11 protein-coding genes, 1 pseudogene and 1 riboswitch are annotated in these 15,741 nt (G+C 43.4%); of the genes and pseudogenes, 4 read left to right on the top strand and 8 right to left on the bottom strand.

Annotated features, from left to right (window positions below; translation table 11 throughout):
- Positions 1–32: 32 nt before the first annotated feature.
- Together LPY66_RS08590 and LPY66_RS08585 are read right to left on the bottom strand one after the other, a co-directional pair.
- Positions 33–755: an energy-coupling factor transporter transmembrane component T family protein gene (locus tag LPY66_RS08590; RefSeq protein ID WP_337987661.1), complete on the bottom strand. Its 723-nt coding sequence runs from the start codon at positions 753–755 to the stop codon at positions 33–35.
- Positions 752–2,287, bottom strand: coding sequence for an ABC transporter ATP-binding protein (locus LPY66_RS08585; RefSeq protein WP_337987660.1), 1,536 nt, complete (start codon positions 2,285–2,287; stop codon positions 752–754). The genes LPY66_RS08590 and LPY66_RS08585 overlap by 4 nt, the downstream gene beginning before the upstream one ends.
- Positions 2,288–2,488: 201 nt before the next feature.
- A riboswitch (cobalamin riboswitch) is annotated at positions 2,489–2,668 on the bottom strand.
- Positions 2,669–2,890: 222 nt separating this feature from the next.
- On the opposite strand from LPY66_RS08585, the gene asnB reads away from it, so the two are divergent.
- The 4 genes from asnB to LPY66_RS08565 all read left to right on the top strand — a co-directional run bounded on the left by asnB (position 2,891) and on the right by LPY66_RS08565 (position 10,597).
- Positions 2,891–4,726, top strand: a complete 1,836-nt coding sequence (gene asnB, locus LPY66_RS08580) for an asparagine synthase (glutamine-hydrolyzing) (RefSeq protein ID WP_337987659.1) — start codon at positions 2,891–2,893, stop codon at positions 4,724–4,726.
- 284 nt (positions 4,727–5,010) lie between these two features.
- Complete coding sequence (locus LPY66_RS08575) at positions 5,011–7,587, top strand: molybdopterin-dependent oxidoreductase (RefSeq protein ID WP_337987658.1); 2,577 nt, start codon at positions 5,011–5,013, stop codon at positions 7,585–7,587.
- Positions 7,588–7,599: 12 nt separating this feature from the next.
- The gene (locus LPY66_RS08570; protein ID WP_337987657.1) at positions 7,600–8,400 is read left to right on the top strand and encodes a 4Fe-4S dicluster domain-containing protein; all 801 of its coding nucleotides are present in this window, start codon (positions 7,600–7,602) and stop codon (positions 8,398–8,400) included.
- 169 nt (positions 8,401–8,569) lie between these two features.
- Entirely contained in the window at positions 8,570–10,597 is a 2,028-nt protein-coding gene (locus tag LPY66_RS08565) for a sigma-54 interaction domain-containing protein (RefSeq protein WP_337987656.1), read from the top strand.
- A gap of 22 nt (positions 10,598–10,619) precedes the next feature.
- On the opposite strand, the pseudogene LPY66_RS20990 reads toward LPY66_RS08565, so the two are convergent.
- The 6 genes and pseudogenes from LPY66_RS20990 to LPY66_RS08540 form a co-directional block, all read right to left on the bottom strand.
- Positions 10,620–10,784, bottom strand: a pseudogene (locus LPY66_RS20990) (methylenetetrahydrofolate reductase); the annotation flags it as partial.
- Positions 10,785–10,861: 77 nt separating this feature from the next.
- On the bottom strand, positions 10,862–12,322 hold the full coding sequence (locus LPY66_RS08560; RefSeq protein ID WP_337987655.1) for a methyl-accepting chemotaxis protein: 1,461 nt from the start codon (positions 12,320–12,322) through the stop codon (positions 10,862–10,864).
- A 388-nt stretch (positions 12,323–12,710) separates the two neighbouring features.
- A complete protein-coding gene (locus LPY66_RS08555; protein ID WP_337987654.1) occupies positions 12,711–13,241 on the bottom strand; it encodes a hypothetical protein in 531 nt (176 codons plus the stop codon).
- 170 nt (positions 13,242–13,411) lie between these two features.
- Positions 13,412–14,500 (bottom strand): sigma-54 interaction domain-containing protein, encoded by a 1,089-nt coding sequence (locus LPY66_RS08550; RefSeq protein WP_337987653.1) that lies wholly within the window; start codon positions 14,498–14,500, stop codon positions 13,412–13,414.
- 36 nt (positions 14,501–14,536) lie between these two features.
- Complete coding sequence (locus LPY66_RS08545; RefSeq protein ID WP_337988050.1) at positions 14,537–15,208, bottom strand: redox-sensing transcriptional repressor Rex; 672 nt, start codon at positions 15,206–15,208, stop codon at positions 14,537–14,539.
- A gap of 312 nt (positions 15,209–15,520) precedes the next feature.
- Positions 15,521–15,736: a hypothetical protein gene (locus LPY66_RS08540; RefSeq protein ID WP_337987652.1), complete on the bottom strand. Its 216-nt coding sequence runs from the start codon at positions 15,734–15,736 to the stop codon at positions 15,521–15,523.
- Between the last annotated feature and the right edge of the window lie 5 nt (positions 15,737–15,741).

Genomic DNA, 15,741 nt, shown 5'->3' with positions numbered 1-15,741 from the left:
ATGATACACACGAGATATGAGATACGGGGATACTAGATAAAGATAAAGGCCGCAACGCATAGTCCCAAAACGCTCATACTGATGGCTTCCCAACTTCTTAAATGCAGTTGTTTCCTAAATGTCCGCTGTGGGTTTCGGCTATAGCCTTTTAATTCCATCGAAAGCGCAATGTCTGAAGCATGCTGAATGGCACGATACAGCAGCGGCATCAATGTTAGCGGAAGGTTCTTGATTTTATTCACGATGCCCTCAGAAGGAACTCCTCGCACAGACTGGCTTTCCGAAATAGCTTGGTATTCCTTTTTCATCAGCGGCAAAAAGCGGGCAGCTATGACAGTCAGCATCGCATAGCGATAGGGCACGCGCCAAGCGATAAGCATCAATGTCACATCTACAGCCGACGTCCAAGTCATAAACTGAACAGCCGCCAAAGTGACAGCCGCCGTACGAAAAATCCCTAAAGCGGCATATGGCAAGGCTCCCGAATAAACCGAAAGAACTCCCCATTGCCATACAAGCTGTCCTTCCCGGCAGAACAAGAGCTGAATCACCAGGATTTGAGAGGCGACAATCACGATCACCGGCAACAGGATTTTGTATTTTTTCAGATTCTGAGTGAAAGCGCAATCCGTCAGAATAATTAAGGCAATAATTCCGATTGCCATGAGCATATTCCGTGCGGTTAACGCGGTAAGGATCAGCGTAACGCACCAGACGAATTTCAAACGCGGATCAATTTTTTCGATGACGCTCATAAGGCAATACCATCCTCTGGAAAATAAACACTCTGGTGCACATCGAGCCCCAAGTCCATCAAGTCTTCTTTGCAGGAATCCATATCTTTGCTCGGAACATCCAGTACAACGTGGTGCTTCCGCATCACAATGATTCGATTGGTATATTTTTGCACTGCACTGAGATCATGGGTTACGAGAATGATCGTTTTGCCCTGCTCATGCAAGTGGGAGAGCAATTCCATAATCAGGGCGCTTTGTTCCTCATCTAAGCTGGATGTTGGTTCATCTGCGATGATTATCTCCGGGTCGCCAACAATAATCGAGGCAATTGCCAATTTCTGACGCTGACTGCGGCTAAGCTGATGCGGATGACAATCGGCATACTCAGCCAGACCGGTAACCGCTAATATCCTGTCCACCTTTGCTTCAATTTCTTTTTGCGGCAGCCTCCTTGTTTTTAAAATGAAACCGACCTCGTCTTTAACCGTGTTGGCGAATATCTGAAAATCAGGATTTTGAAACAAGAAACCAATTTTACTGCGTAAGGCGGCTAAATTCTTCTTGGTCAAAGCCTGGTTGAACATCACGATTGACCCTTTATCCGGCATGAGCAAGCCTTCCATCAACTTGAGCAATGTCGTTTTGCCTGACCCATTCAGGCCCACTAACCCAATAAAATCCCCGCGGGAGACGGCTAAATTAATGTTTTCACAGCCAAGAAAGACTCCTTTATAGGTAAAGGATAGGTCCTTGACCTCGATTATCTTTTCTTCCGATAGATTGTTTTGAGGTTTAAACTGCGATACCAAACGGTTTGTCGTTTTCCAGACCGCCTTATTTTGCAGCTGCTGCAGGTATTCATGCGGTTTGTATTCCGCCTTGACTGTCCCGTCGGCCACGATCAGAACACGATTGGCATAGGGGAGAATATCGCGGGCCCGATCCATTACCATGATCACCGTGACACCTTTTTCCTTGTTTAAATAGCCAAGATACGCATAAAGATCCTTCTTCCCCTGACTATCAAGTTCTGCCGTCGGTTGATCTAAAACAAGAATAGGAGTTTCCATTGCCAGAACGCTGGCGAATACGACGCGTTGGGCTTGCCCGCCGGACAATTCATCCGTCTTACGATCATGAAAATCCGTTAACCCTACAAATTCAAGGTAATGATGCGTTCTCCTGGTTATCTCTTCCCAGGAAAGATTCATATTGGCAATACCGAAAGCGACCTCTTCCCCCACACTGATGCTGATCATTTGATTTTGAGGTTCCTGCATCATATAACCGATATAATCGCACATCCCCGATAATGGGATCTCTTGGGTGTCTCGTCCCATTACCCTGCTGGAACCGTTTATTTCCCCGTTGAAAAACTTAACTGCAGCCCCCGTGATGCAATGAAGCAACATGGATTTGCCTGAGGCGACTTCACCGGTAATGGCAACAAAGTCTCCTTTCTGGATCGTAAGATCAATATCTTTCAGAACAATCTTCGTTGCCGGCGGAAAAGTCAACGCTTTGATTTTTAGCTGTACTGCAGGTTCCATGACATTTAACCTCCACTGTCTACTGTGAGTACCGACAATCGCCGCTCCTAGCCATCCGTGGCTTCGCGGCATAAGTCCCTCCATGGACAATCGCCGCTCCTAGCCATCCGTGGCTTCACGGCATAAGTCCCTCCATGGACAAATAAAAAAAGTTCCAGCTTTAAGGGTCTACCCTAAAACTGAAACTTTACCATCGTTTCAAATTAATCAACTTTAACGGCAGGTCTTCTGACTCATAGTTTTAACCGATGACTGCGCCTTCCCAATTTCTCAGTGGCCTATTGCAGTGATCACAACTATTCACAGCGGTGGGTCCGTCCAGGATTTGCACCTGATTCCCTATTCTTCTCTATAAGAGACACCGGTAAAAGATATTAATGATAGATTTATTTTATAGGAAATTGAATAAAAGTCAAGACATTAGGCAGATTTAAAATGGTTTTTTTCATCCTTTCAATCATTATGGTTCCTGCTGCAACATATGGCGTTCGAAATACAATATACATACAAATTTTCGGTTCCAAACCGGCAGCGTATCATCATACATTACTATAGATGATAAACATTATCAATAAAGCTTAAAAGAATGAGGAGATGACAGTAATGTGCGGTATTGTTGGGTGGCTGGACTGGGATCGTGATCTGTCCGAGTCCGGAGTAATTATTAATGCCATGGTGGATACGCTAGTTCCCCGAGGTCCTGACGCCAGGGGAATGTACTTAAGGACCCCTATCGCATTTGGGCACAGCCGATTGGCCGTAGTCGACATCATCGGCGGTCAGCAGCCCATGGTCCGTTTTCGGGATGGCTGGGAATATGTCATCACATATAACGGAGAGCTGTATAATACAGAGGAAATTCGGCGGGAGCTTGTACTTAAAGGCTATTCACCGCAAGGGCATTCGGATACAGAGATCCTTCTTTTGTCTTATATGGAATGGGGGGAAGCCTGTGTTGATAAACTCAATGGCATTTTTGCCTTTGGTATATGGGACAGCCGGAGAGAAACTCTCTTCATCGCCAGGGATAGAATGGGAGTCAAACCCCTATTTTACTTTCAGAAAAACAATTCCTTCCTATTTGCCTCCGAGCTGAAGGCCCTCCTGGCTCATCCTGATATTCCCGCCGAACTTGATAACGAAGGCCTGGCCGAACTTTTTATGATCGGACCGGCCCGGACTCCCGGACATGGGGTCATTCGAAATATCAACGAAGTCAAACCGGGCTGCGCGATGAAGCTTGAACGGGGCAACGTATCCTCCTGGGCCTATTGGTCGTTAAAAAACGAACCGCACACCGACGATTTGGCGACCACAATCGTGAAGGTCCGTCATCTTGTTTCGGATGCCGTCTCCCGCCAATTGGTCTCCGATGTTCCGTTGGGCACCTTACTGTCCGGCGGGCTGGATTCCAGCATTATTACAGCGATTGCCGCGAAGACATACCGTGATCAAGGACGATCCCTGCCCACATTTTCAATCGATTATACCGGCAATCAACGCTTTTTTAAAGCGAACGATTTTCAACCGGACCCGGACGCGCCATGGGTGGAAAAGATGGTGGGTTACATGCAAACCGATCACCATGGTCTTTTCTTAGACCCCTCCGAACTGATCGATGCTTTGGATGACGCGACCCACGCGAGAGACCTGCCGGGTATGGCCGATATTGACTCTTCACTGCTTTTGTTCAGCCGAAAAATCAAAGACACGGTGACTGTAGGTCTTTCCGGAGAATGTGCTGACGAGGTCTTTGGCGGATATCCTTGGTTTCATCGGGAAGATCTGCGCTCAGCGGATACCTTCCCCTGGGCTGCCGCTTTGGATACGCGTCTGGAGATCCTCTCGCCAGATTTAATCGATCGGATAAAACCCGTTGATTATGTCCGTGAGCGTTATGCGGAAGCACTTTGGGAAATACCGGCCGAAGAGGATGGCGACACATCTTCCTATAAACGAATCAGTTACTTGACCCTGACGCGCTTCATGCCCACATTGCTTGACCGTAAAGACCGGATGACGATGGCTACAGGGCTGGAAGTCCGCGTCCCGTTCTGTGATCATCGGATCGTGGAATATGTCTGGAATATTCCCTCGGATATAAAAAATTACCGTGGCAGGGAAAAAGGCTTGCTTCGGGCTGCTTTTGAGGGGGTACTCCCGGAAGATATCCTTTGGCGCCGAAAAAGCCCCTATCCCAAAACGCATGACCCGGCGTTCCTGCAAGCAGTGGCGGCTAAACTGGAGCAGAGGTTAAATGACGCTGCATCACCCTTACTGGATTTGGTGGACAGGAAGAAATTGCTGACCATGACAGCCGCTGCCTCCACGAATGCCAATAAACCCTGGTTCGGCCAATTGATGGATTTGCCTCGTCTCTTTGCCTATTTGCTGCAAATGGAGTATTGGCTGAAGAAAAATAAGATTAAAATCATCTAATCAGAAAGAATCGCCGCCGGCCGCAACAAAATGCGGCACTAAAGACAATGTCTCCAACGGAGACTTTGTCTCTTTTAGAGACATTCTGATAAAGAGCGATATTCTAGAAAGCAAAGCCCTACGTTCCATCGCAATGTCTCTAAAAGAGACTAAAAGGCACCACCTCAACAGAACGCCTTATTTCCTCCGCTTTATTTTCCTGGCATAAATTATGCAATAAACTCTGAGGTATTCGTATGCGCTGTGGACCGTACGATGCGAAAAATTAATAAGGAGGAGAAATTATGAACGGCGACAAAATCAAAACATATTACAAAGGGCTTGGTTTTTGTGGCTTCGGTGCCGGTGCCAATACTGCGGAGATCGACGTAAAAGACGACAAAATCTTAAGAATACGACCCATGCAGTATGATAAGCTGTATTCAAAGGAAGAACTGAATGCCTGGAAAATCGAAGCCAGGGGGGAAACCTTTGAGGTTCCTCTTAAATCTGCCATTCCCCCGTTCAGTCTCGTTTACAAAAAACGTGCTTATTCGCCCAATCGTATTTTGTATCCTATGAAAAGAGAAGACTGGGATCCCAATGGCGAAAGAAATCCACAGAACCGGGGCAAAAGCAAGTTTGTGCGGATCAGTTGGGATGAGGCTACGGATATTATCGCTTCCGAAATCCGCCGGATTGAAAAAGAATATGGACTGAACTCCATTCTGCTTGAGGGTGATGGTCATGGCGAGACCAAAATGATCCATGCTTCTCATGGCTGTCATACCAAACTCTTCGCAGTTCTCGGCGCGTATACCTTCCAGACCCGTAATCCAGACAGTTGGGAAGGCTGGTATTGGGGCGCCAAGCATATGTGGGGCTGTGACTCCGTCGGCGAAGGTTACACCGGCAACCTGCTTCTCGGAATGGCCAAATATACGAATATGATCCTCTTTTGGGGATGTGATATGGAAACCACACCCTGGGGCTGGGGTGGACAATTAGCCAGTAATTATTGTTTCTACCTGACCAAGCTGGGCATCAAACAAGTCTACATCTGCCCGGATGTCAACTATGGCTGTGCCGTCCATGCGGACAAATGGATCCCGATCCTGCCCAATACCGACAGCGCACTGCAGCTGGCGGTCATGTATACCTGGCTGCAGGAGGATACCTGGGACAAAGATTTTATCGCTACCCATGCCGTAGGCTTCGATATTTTCAAAAATTATGTACTGGGTGAAGAAGACGGGATACCGAAAACTCCGAAGTGGGCTGAACCAATTACCGGTATCCCGGCCAGAACCATAAAAGCCTTAGCCAGAAAATGGGCCAAAGAAGCGACTTCAATCGCGCATTGCAACGGCGGTTCCATGATCCGCTCCACTTATTCCCATGAACCTGCCCGCCTTGAGGTTGCCTGTTTGAGCATGCAGGGCTTGGGTGCTCCCGGTCGCAACCAGTTCAAGTTTATTGAATGGGGAACTTTTGGCGATCCGCATACAAATTCCGGTCCTCGCTCCGCAGGGATTGCTTTTATTGACAAAGCATACCGCGGCACGGAATTCATCCCGCCCGAATCCATTATTCCAAAAACGTTGATTCCCAAGGCTATTCTTGGCGATTATGACGAAGATCACCCGTTGACCTGGTATGGAGCAACACTCGCCGGCATGCCGCGGGAAGACCAATTAGTTATGTACCAATATCCTATTCCTGGTTCGAAAGAGATCCACATGGTTTGGACAGACACCCCATGCTGGACGACGTGTTGGAACGGCGGCAACAGCATGATCCAAGCACTGCGCAGTGAAAAGATCCAGACGGTCATCGCCCAGCACCCCTGGCTGGAAAATGACTGTCTTATGGCTGACCTTTTGCTTCCAATCAATACGAAATTTGAAGAAGAAGATATCGGCAACGATGTCTACAGCGGCACTTTCCAAATGGTTTATCATGAAGAACGCTGCATCGAACCGCTGGGTGAGTCCGTCAGCGACTATGAAGCTGTCGGCCTGGTTGCCAAGAAACTTGGCGTTTACGAAGAATACACGAAAGGCAACAGCATTGAGGATTGGATCAAAATCGGCTTTGAATGTACGGACGCCAAGGATTATATCACGTATGAACAATTTAAAGAAAATAAGTATTTTGCTATGCCTGCTGCCGAAGGTTGGCAGGATGACCCCATGGGATTCGAAGAATTCTATAGAGATCCGGAAACCTATCCGCTGAAAACACCGACGGGTAAAATCGAATTCTACTCAGAAACATTGGCAGAATACTTCCCCGACGATCAAGAACGCGGACCTTATCCGAAGTTTGTCCCCTATGGTGAAAGCCATCAGGAGAGCTTCCTCCATCCCCGCAGTGAAGAATTCCCGTACCTGATCGTCTCCAACCATCCCCGCTGGCGCGTTCATGCCAATCTGGATGATGTGTCGTGGCTGCGTGAAATCCCCACCTGTAAAGTCGTCGGACCGGATGGTTACCAATATGAACCGGTATGGCTTAATCCTAAAGATGCGGAAAAATTAGGCGTTAAAGACGGCGATGTCGTGAAAATCTTTAATGACCGGGGTTGGGTGCTGGGCGGCGTTATCGTTACCGAACGCATTATACCCGGTGTCGTTCTACAGGACCATGGAACCCGTATCGACCCCATCGAAGCCGGCGTCAGCGACCGTTCAGGAGCCAATAACCTCATCGCTCCGACGAATATTATTTCTAAAAATGTCGCCGGAGAAGTCACCAGCGGCTATCTGGTGAATGTTGAGAAGGTCGACGTCTTCGAATTGGCGAAGCAGTATCCGGAAGCCTTTGGCAGAAAATATATTAAAGGCGTCGGTGTCAGTCAGGAAAATCGGTTTAAACTGTAAGGAGGCAAAACGATGAAAGTATTCGTAATCGATATCGCCAAATGCAATGGTTGTTATGGTTGCCAGCTGGCCTGCAAAGATGAGCATGTCAATAATGACTGGATGCCCTATGCCAAGCCGCAGCCGGATACCGGTCATTTTTGGATGAAACTCAATGAAAAAACCCACGGCCAGGTACCCAAGGTCAAATTAGAATATACACCCTATACCTGCATGCACTGCGCTGACCCCGCCTGTGTAAAAAAGAGCGATGCCTTTTATAAACGGGAAGACGGTCTGGTCATTCTAGATCCCCTCAAGGCTGAAGGCAAAAAAGAGCTTGTTGATGCCTGCCCCTATGGCGTCATTTACTGGAATGAGAGCTTAAATATCGCTCAGAAATGCACGGGTTGTGCCCATTTGGTTGACGAAGGCCAACTGCCGCACTGTGTTGATTTTTGCGCCACCGGAGCATTGCGTTTTGGCGAAGCCGAAGAATTTGCCGCAGAAATTGCCCAAGCGGAAGTGATGCTGCCGGAACAGGGCACACGTCCAAACGTTTATTATCTGAATCTGCCGAAACTGTTTATTGGCGGCGAGGTGTGGGATCCCATTGCCGATGACATCGTTGAAGGCGCCAAAGTGACTCTGACGGGGCCGAATGGCTTCACTGCCGAAACCTTAAGCGATGATTTCGGTGATTTCTGGTTCCGCCAACTCAATGCCGGCACCTATACGTTAAAAATTGAGGCCCCAGGTTTTCAACCTGTCGTCAAAGAGGCCATCGCCTTAACCGATAGCTTGAATATCGGCGATATCCCACTGAACAAATAACATCTAGAGTCTTTGATACTTGTTTATCGATGGCAGTAGATAAGCATATCCAAATAAGTTAGAAAAACCGCCAGATATGGTATAATGGCAGTGATGTCAATGCAATACCGTATTTGGCGGTTTATTATTATGTTTGATTAATGGTTTTTCGTGTTCGGGAGGAAAAAACATGATTCAGGATATCAGTCAACCTAACTTGATCACCGAGGAAAAATGGGCCGCGATCATTGCGTGTAAAGAGCGCTTTTTTAACGATGGTCTTACCCCGCTAAACAATTCCTATATGCGCACAGAAGTTGCCGAATCATGGATACGTTCAAATAATAAGGGTATTGACCCCCATAAAATCAATGTACCTAATTTAGACCCTCACGAATTTAAAAAGATACTCACCCAGAACCAGGTGTTGATTGATACGACGATACCGCTAATCCAAACCTATAAACCGCTTGTGTCGATATCGAAATGCCTTTTCTATTTGTATGACAAGAATGGTGCAGAACTTATCCGGGAAGGAAGAAAACTGGAATCCGGTGAATCCTCCACCCTTTTTTCCGAAGATACTTATGGAACGATGGCCCATGTCCTGGCACTGAAACATAAGACACCGGTCCAACTGATCGGAGCCGAGAATTATATCTATGAAGCCAGTATGAATATCAGTTCCGCCGCGCCAATCCTTGACGAAAACGGTGACCTGATTGGTTGTCTTCTTTTGCTTTTGCCCCAATCCGATATTATTTTGGATAAAGGTTTTCATGCAATTCAAGCGCATTCTTTGGGCTGGGTTACTTCCATCGCCCTGGCTATCGGGCAGCAGATGACCCTGAAAAACAAAAATGAGCGTCTGACAGCCAACAGCGATATATTGGAGACTACGCTTAACTTCCTGGATGAGGGCATTATTACCGTTGACAAATCCGGCGAAATTGTACGGGCCAATTTGAAAGCACAGCATTACCTTGACTTAGATCAAGAACAAACCGGAAACAAAAATATCCACCATTATACAGCCAATAGCCGCTGGCTCAAGCAGGCACTTCAAGGAAAAAGATTGGATTATATAGAAGATTCCATTCAAACGCTGAAGGGTAAACGCCATTTCCTCTTCAGTTCCCGTCCGGTGTTTGAAAGCAGCAGCACCATTCCCAAAGGTGCTGTTATCAGGATCAGCAGCATCAAAGACATGAGTGATTATGTCGCTCGTCAGAACAGTACTGCTGCTAAATTTACGTTTGACAGCATGGTCGGCAAAAGCACTGTCTTTGAAAGTGTCAAGGAATTAGCGATGCAATTTGCATTTTCGGAAGAAAATATCCTCTTGACCGGTGAAAGCGGTACCGGCAAAGAATTATTTGCCCAGGCTATCCATAATGCCTGTTATCCGAATGGCCCTTTTATCGCCTTGAATTGTGCAGCAATGCCGCGAACATTAGTTGAAAGCGAACTTTTTGGCTATGAAGGCGGCAGCTTTACCGGGGCCGAGAAAAAGGGCCGCATCGGTAAAATAGAAATGGCTAACGGCGGCACACTTTTTCTGGACGAGATCGGTGATATGCCCCTGGAATTACAGGCTGTTCTGCTCCGAGTACTCGAAGATAAATACGTGGTACGGATCGGCGGCAATGAGCTGCGCCCAGTTAATTTCCGTTTGATTGCGGCCACAAATCAAAGCCTGGCTACACTTGTCCAAGAGCATCTTTTCCGGGCTGACTTGTTTTTCCGCTTATCGACGTTAAAAATCGATATTCCTCCCCTACGAGAGCGCGGCTCCGATATTATGCTGTTTGCCACCCATTTCTTAACAGAATATTGTATGAAAATGGGCTGGAATCGCCCCGGGATCAGCAAAGCTGCCACGAACGCGATGCTGCGTTATGCTTGGCCGGGGAATGTACGCCAGTTGGAGAAAGCCATGATATATGCTGCCAGTACAGCAAAGGGCAGCATGATAGAAATTGAGAATCTGCCCAAGGAAATACACTCGCTCGAAGCTGAAATTTCACCAGTGTCTCCAGGACAGCAACCACTTAATTTAAGTCTTTTGGAGATTGAAGCAACGAAAAGTGCCCTGGACGAAACAAATTATCACGTGGAGAAAGCAGCGGAATTATTGGGAATCGGCAGATCAACATTGTATAAACGTTTGAAACGGTATAACATCCCATTGCCGTTTGATAGCAATCGCAGATCGTAAATATTAAACCAAGTTTTTTAGGTACTCGCGTGTTGGAAAGCTTCACCATTTTCTCAACAAATCGCAGGTCGGCTATCGGCATGATGCCTGCTTGAATTGGAACAAATACACTGTTTCTTGCTAGTTTTTTTGGGAATCTCAAGAATTGTTCAGTATCAAGAAATAGCTGCGTTATTAAAAACTCAATGCCTGATCATATATTTGCTGTGCGTAAAAATTGCTGGTTCTTAATTCGAATGCCAGAACCTCCTTTTTGATAGCCACTCAGCATTTTGTTTCCTTTAAACTTAATTTTTGAAGCTTCATACTCGAATCACTAATATGATTCATTAACACATAAATATTTTCTATTCCTGAATTCTGCTCTTCTGTTGTGGCCAGCATTTCTTCACTAGCTGCAGAATGTTCTTCCGAGATGCTGGCTATATTTTCAGCTTGTTCACGTATTTGAGTAAAAATTGAACTGATATTTTCAATCATCTGTAACTCGTTGGCTATATATGTATCATTATGATTAAATGATGATCTGATTTCCTCAAATAGGTCCTTTACCTCGATTGTAACCACATCTCCTTGCTTGACCGCAATGCTTCCATTATGTACTTCTTCCAAAGCAAGTTTTGTTTTTTCATTTATTTCTCCAATAATTGCATTTATCTTTTTTACGGTATCTGCACTTTGTTCTGCCAGTTTTCGCACCTCTTCTGCTACTACGGCAAATCCTCTTCCTGATTCACCTGCCCTGGCTGCTTCAATTGCTGCATTTAGGGCTAATAAGTTTGTCTGTACGGCTATGTCATCTATCCCTGAAAGGAAACTATTGATATCATCCATACTTCTATTTAAATCTTGTACAGTCGTAAGTGATTGATTAATCGCCGTGTTTATTATCATTATCTGTTCTTCCATCTGATGCATTTTATCGGAGCCTTCGTATACTTTATGATTTGTGTATACTGAAGCCTCTGCTAAATTTCTAGAGTAACTATTAATCTCTGATACCTTTTCATCTGCAATATTTATCATATCGCTGATGTCGCTAATGCTTTCAGCCTGACTTACAACCCCTTTTGTTATTTCCTGTACAGCAGAAGTCATTGCGCTGCTAATTTCTTTTATAGCCCCAATATTTTCATTACAACACGTTATGTCCTTATTTAAAGATACCGTATTATCCCGTATAACTACAGATGTAGCTTCTAAAGATTCTAATAATTTTTTTGCTTCATATTCCTTATCCGTAGCTTTCTGGATTAAATCAGATCCGCCTTTACAAATAACAAATAAGAATATAAATGCCAAATCAATACTAAAAATATATTTAATAAAAACTTTCTGTATATCACTGTTAACGAAGTACATAAGAATTAATAATACGTTGTAAACACAGCCAACCGAAGCAAGTAATGTTTTATTAAGGTAAATTGCTGAAATACAAAGGGTTATTATTATTCCCATTCCCATCATAGATGTATCGTTAATCGCAGATATCAGAGATAAAACGGCATCAATAATTAAAATATAGGAGGTAGCCCTAAAATATATTTTTCTATAAATTAAAAACCCGCATACTGAGTTGCCAATTAGGGCTAAAATCACGAGCCAAAGATTTGCATTTGAATTGCCCAAAAAAATCGTAACAAATGATGACACCAACCCAAGCCAGCCAAAAACAAAAATATACTTATTGATTTTGACAGTGTAGTCAATGAGAATACTATTCATATTACTTCCTCCACAACTTTATAATTGAAATTTAAACATTGACTGGCACCTATTATTTTTATATCGAGATAGTGCAATCCTCATCAAATATACCGCACCCCGGTGTCAAGACATATTTTCAAAAATCTAAGTATAGTCTTTTCTGCATCACCTTACAATGAATCGTGAGGCCGATAGGTATTTATTTAATCATGACATTAATGCCGTTACGATGCTCTCGGGAACACCACCATCCGAAATCGTCGTCAAACATCAACGTGTTGAGAAATAATAATCCGCCGCAGGTGCCTATTATAAACTGATCGATGAGACACTACTGCAGATCATAAAAAAAGCAATGGGGAATCTGGAGACTCGGAATTTTTAATCAATTAATTATAAGAATTTATTAAGCCGGCGTATTCAGTTTATTTGATCTTGATGCTGCTTTCTTAATAACCATCCCTAGTATAATCACAATTACGGAAGTAATAAGCCAAACAGCATAGTCTGGTACTAAATATTTCATGTCATTTGCTCCTGGAATCATAAAAGCAATCATAATAAACCACATACACTTATTTACCAATACAGGCAATTTGTTGGCGACATTACAAGCAATTGCAAAAACTACTAACACAAGGTAAACCACTAATCCGATAGTTGATGCATTTGCGCCTACGCCAACGAATCCTAAAGCCATCGTTGCCAAATTGATTCCAAAACCATACGTAATGCCTACGAAGCTTCCTACAACAACATGTGGCACCATGGTATAATTTAACTGCTCAACCGATAAGAAATAGACAAGAGTCAATATTAGAAGCCAGGAACCAAAACCAACCATTGATAAACCAATTGTGATCGCAATACCTACAGCTAAAATTCCTACTGCCATGAGTACCGCTTTAATGAAAGACGGTCCTTTTTTTTCAGCCATGATAAGCCTCCCTTTCTTTAGTTCTCCAGAAGACCCCCATTACAAACCTAGCATTATTATAAGAAAATACGTTAGTTAATTATCTCCTTCACCCGTCTATGTTGAATTCGAAGTTGCCAACAGTCTTTTCAATGTAGATACATGACAAACATTGAGCTTTATGTTGCAAATTACATCCTTATACCATATTTTTTTATCTTTCGATATAACGTACTTGGATTGATCCCCAAGGTTTTTGCAGCCTCTAGTACTCTGAATTCATTCCTGCACAGTGTTTCTTCAATCGCCTGTTTCTCAATCTCGCAAAGAGTTCCATTATTACTCTTAATGTTGACCTCACTTAGAATTTCATTAGGTAAATCACTTACTCTAATATGGCCATTCTGTGCTATATATACAGCATAAATCATTGCATTTTCTAACTGTCTGACATTGCCTGGCCAATTATATTTAAGAATGATCTTGCATACATTGTCACTTAGCTCGGGTACATCAAGGCACTCTTTTTCGCATATTTTTTGAATAAAATATCTCGCTAACAGTAAAGAATCGTTATACCTGTCCCTTAAAGGTGGCAACTCAATTTTAAAGACAGACAGCCGATAATATAAATCCTCTCTGAATTTATTTTCCTTCACCTTCTGATAAAGATTATTATGTGTTGCAGCAATCACCCTTACATCAATTGGTATTTTTTTTATACCGCCTATTCTTACAATCCCATTTTCTTCGAGAACCCTTAACAAAACGGGCTGTATCTCTAACGGCATATCCCCGATTTCATCAAGAAAAATTGTCCCACCATCAGCCAATTCAAATTTACCTTGACGTCCTTTTTTTTCTGCACCGGTAAAAGCTCCACCTTCATAGCCGAATAATTCGCTTTCGATTAAGTTTCGAGGTATTGACGCACAATTAATAGCGATAAATGGTCCCTTCGGACAGTAGCTTTGATGGATAGCCTGTGCAAGCAATTCCTTACCGGTACCACTTTCTCCATTTAATAGAATAGTAACGTGCGATCTGGCTATTTTTTTTGCGATGCTAATTGTCTGCCTCATTGAACTACTTTCACCGATAATATCCTCAAAATCATAACTTCCCTTTTTATCTCTTCCGTCGTCAAATTCAGTAATTCTCCAAGGGTTGGAAAGCCTTAAGTGTGTTTTACTCATTTCTTGATACTTTTCTGATATAGATTCCATGTTCTGCGACTGTGCTTCTTCTGCTATCACATTAATTATGCTGGCTTCATCCAAGAGATCACTTTCCTTTCGACTAGTGCAAATTATTTTTTAATTAAAACTGTCTATATTTTGCTTTTGAATTTTCCGCTTCGGAGCATTCTTGTTGAGATTATAGGTTAAAACCTCTAAGTTGTTTGTTAAATCAATGTTTCTGATCTCTATTTGTGGGGGGATTTTTAAAGCTATTGGCGCAAAGTTCATGATTGCTTGTATTCCTGACCTGACTAAGAGATCGGCAGTTCTTTGAGCAGAAGCAGTTGGAACAGAGATTATTCCTATTTTAGATTGCTTTATCTCCATTATTTTCTCAATCTGGTCTATCGGCCTTATTTCTATTCCATTAACGACGGTTCCGATTTTTTTGGGATCGATATCAAAAATACTATCTATTGAAAACCCATGTTCTTTAAAGCCTATATAATTGCATAATGCGGACCCCAAATCTCCAAAACCCACGATAGCAATACTCCACACAGTTCTTAATCCAAGAGTTTTAAGAATATGCTTGTGAAGATCATCAACATTATACCCGATACCGCGTATACCAAATTGTCCGAAAAAGTTAATATCTTTACGTATCTGCGTACATTTCACCCCGAATTCTTCAGCCAACTGCTTGGACGTTACGGTTGTTATTTCTTTCTGTGATAATTCGTTTAAGTAACGTGAATAGCTAGAAAGACGCTTAATCGTTACTTCAGGAATTCTTATATCCTTCAGCATATTTTTCACTCCTAATAGGTTTGATGCCGAAATTCAGTATCTGTGAAATTCAACAAAAATAACTTAAGCGAGATCCAGGGCGTCAGATATGGCAATCTGATCAAAACATGATAATCTTGCTTATTATTACTGGAGGGATTGTTTATCACAACCGCTCCAGTAATAATATTTAAGAGTCGAATGCATTTGTTTAAGCGAGTGGCCACTCAATTGCTCTCTTTCAAATGTGAATAGTATTTTTATGAAGTGCGAGAATTATATCAAATAAGTTTAGGGATACGATCATAGTTGTAGAACTTCTATAGACAACTATTCACCAAGTGCTTCTAATTCAGCAGCCATTGCAGCAGTTGTTTCTTTCGTCATCCCTGTTTGAGGGATACCACATAAAAGCTTCAGCGATACATTGTAAGCCGCTTTCAGTTGACTATTTGTAGAAGCACCCGGAATATATTTATCGAGAATCGCACACGCTTTTTCATTTACAATGATGTCCTTTACTTTACTTTTAATTGATATTGCCATTTTCA

The organism is Dehalobacter sp. DCM (assembly GCF_024972775.1).
Lineage (GTDB): Bacteria > Bacillota > Desulfitobacteriia > Desulfitobacteriales > Syntrophobotulaceae > Dehalobacter.
This window is presented reverse-complemented; position numbering and strand designations above follow the sequence as displayed.

Excerpts from the sequence above, each read along its gene's own strand:
- LPY66_RS08585 (WP_337987660.1), bottom strand. The coding sequence starts at position 2,287 with ATGGAACCTGCAGTACAGCTAAAAATCAAAGCGTTGACTTTTCCGCCG.
- LPY66_RS08570 (WP_337987657.1), top strand. The coding sequence starts at position 7,600 with ATGAAAGTATTCGTAATCGATATCGCCAAATGCAATGGTTGTTATGGT.
- LPY66_RS08565 (WP_337987656.1), top strand. The coding sequence starts at position 8,570 with ATGATTCAGGATATCAGTCAACCTAACTTGATCACCGAGGAAAAATGG.
- LPY66_RS08590 (WP_337987661.1), bottom strand. The coding sequence starts at position 755 with ATGAGCGTCATCGAAAAAATTGATCCGCGTTTGAAATTCGTCTGGTGC.
- LPY66_RS08555 (WP_337987654.1), bottom strand. The coding sequence starts at position 13,241 with ATGGCTGAAAAAAAAGGACCGTCTTTCATTAAAGCGGTACTCATGGCA.
- LPY66_RS08575 (WP_337987658.1), top strand. The coding sequence starts at position 5,011 with ATGAACGGCGACAAAATCAAAACATATTACAAAGGGCTTGGTTTTTGT.
- LPY66_RS08560 (WP_337987655.1), bottom strand. The coding sequence starts at position 12,322 with ATGAATAGTATTCTCATTGACTACACTGTCAAAATCAATAAGTATATT.
- asnB (WP_337987659.1), top strand. The coding sequence starts at position 2,891 with ATGTGCGGTATTGTTGGGTGGCTGGACTGGGATCGTGATCTGTCCGAG.
- LPY66_RS08540 (WP_337987652.1), bottom strand. The coding sequence starts at position 15,736 with ATGGCAATATCAATTAAAAGTAAAGTAAAGGACATCATTGTAAATGAA.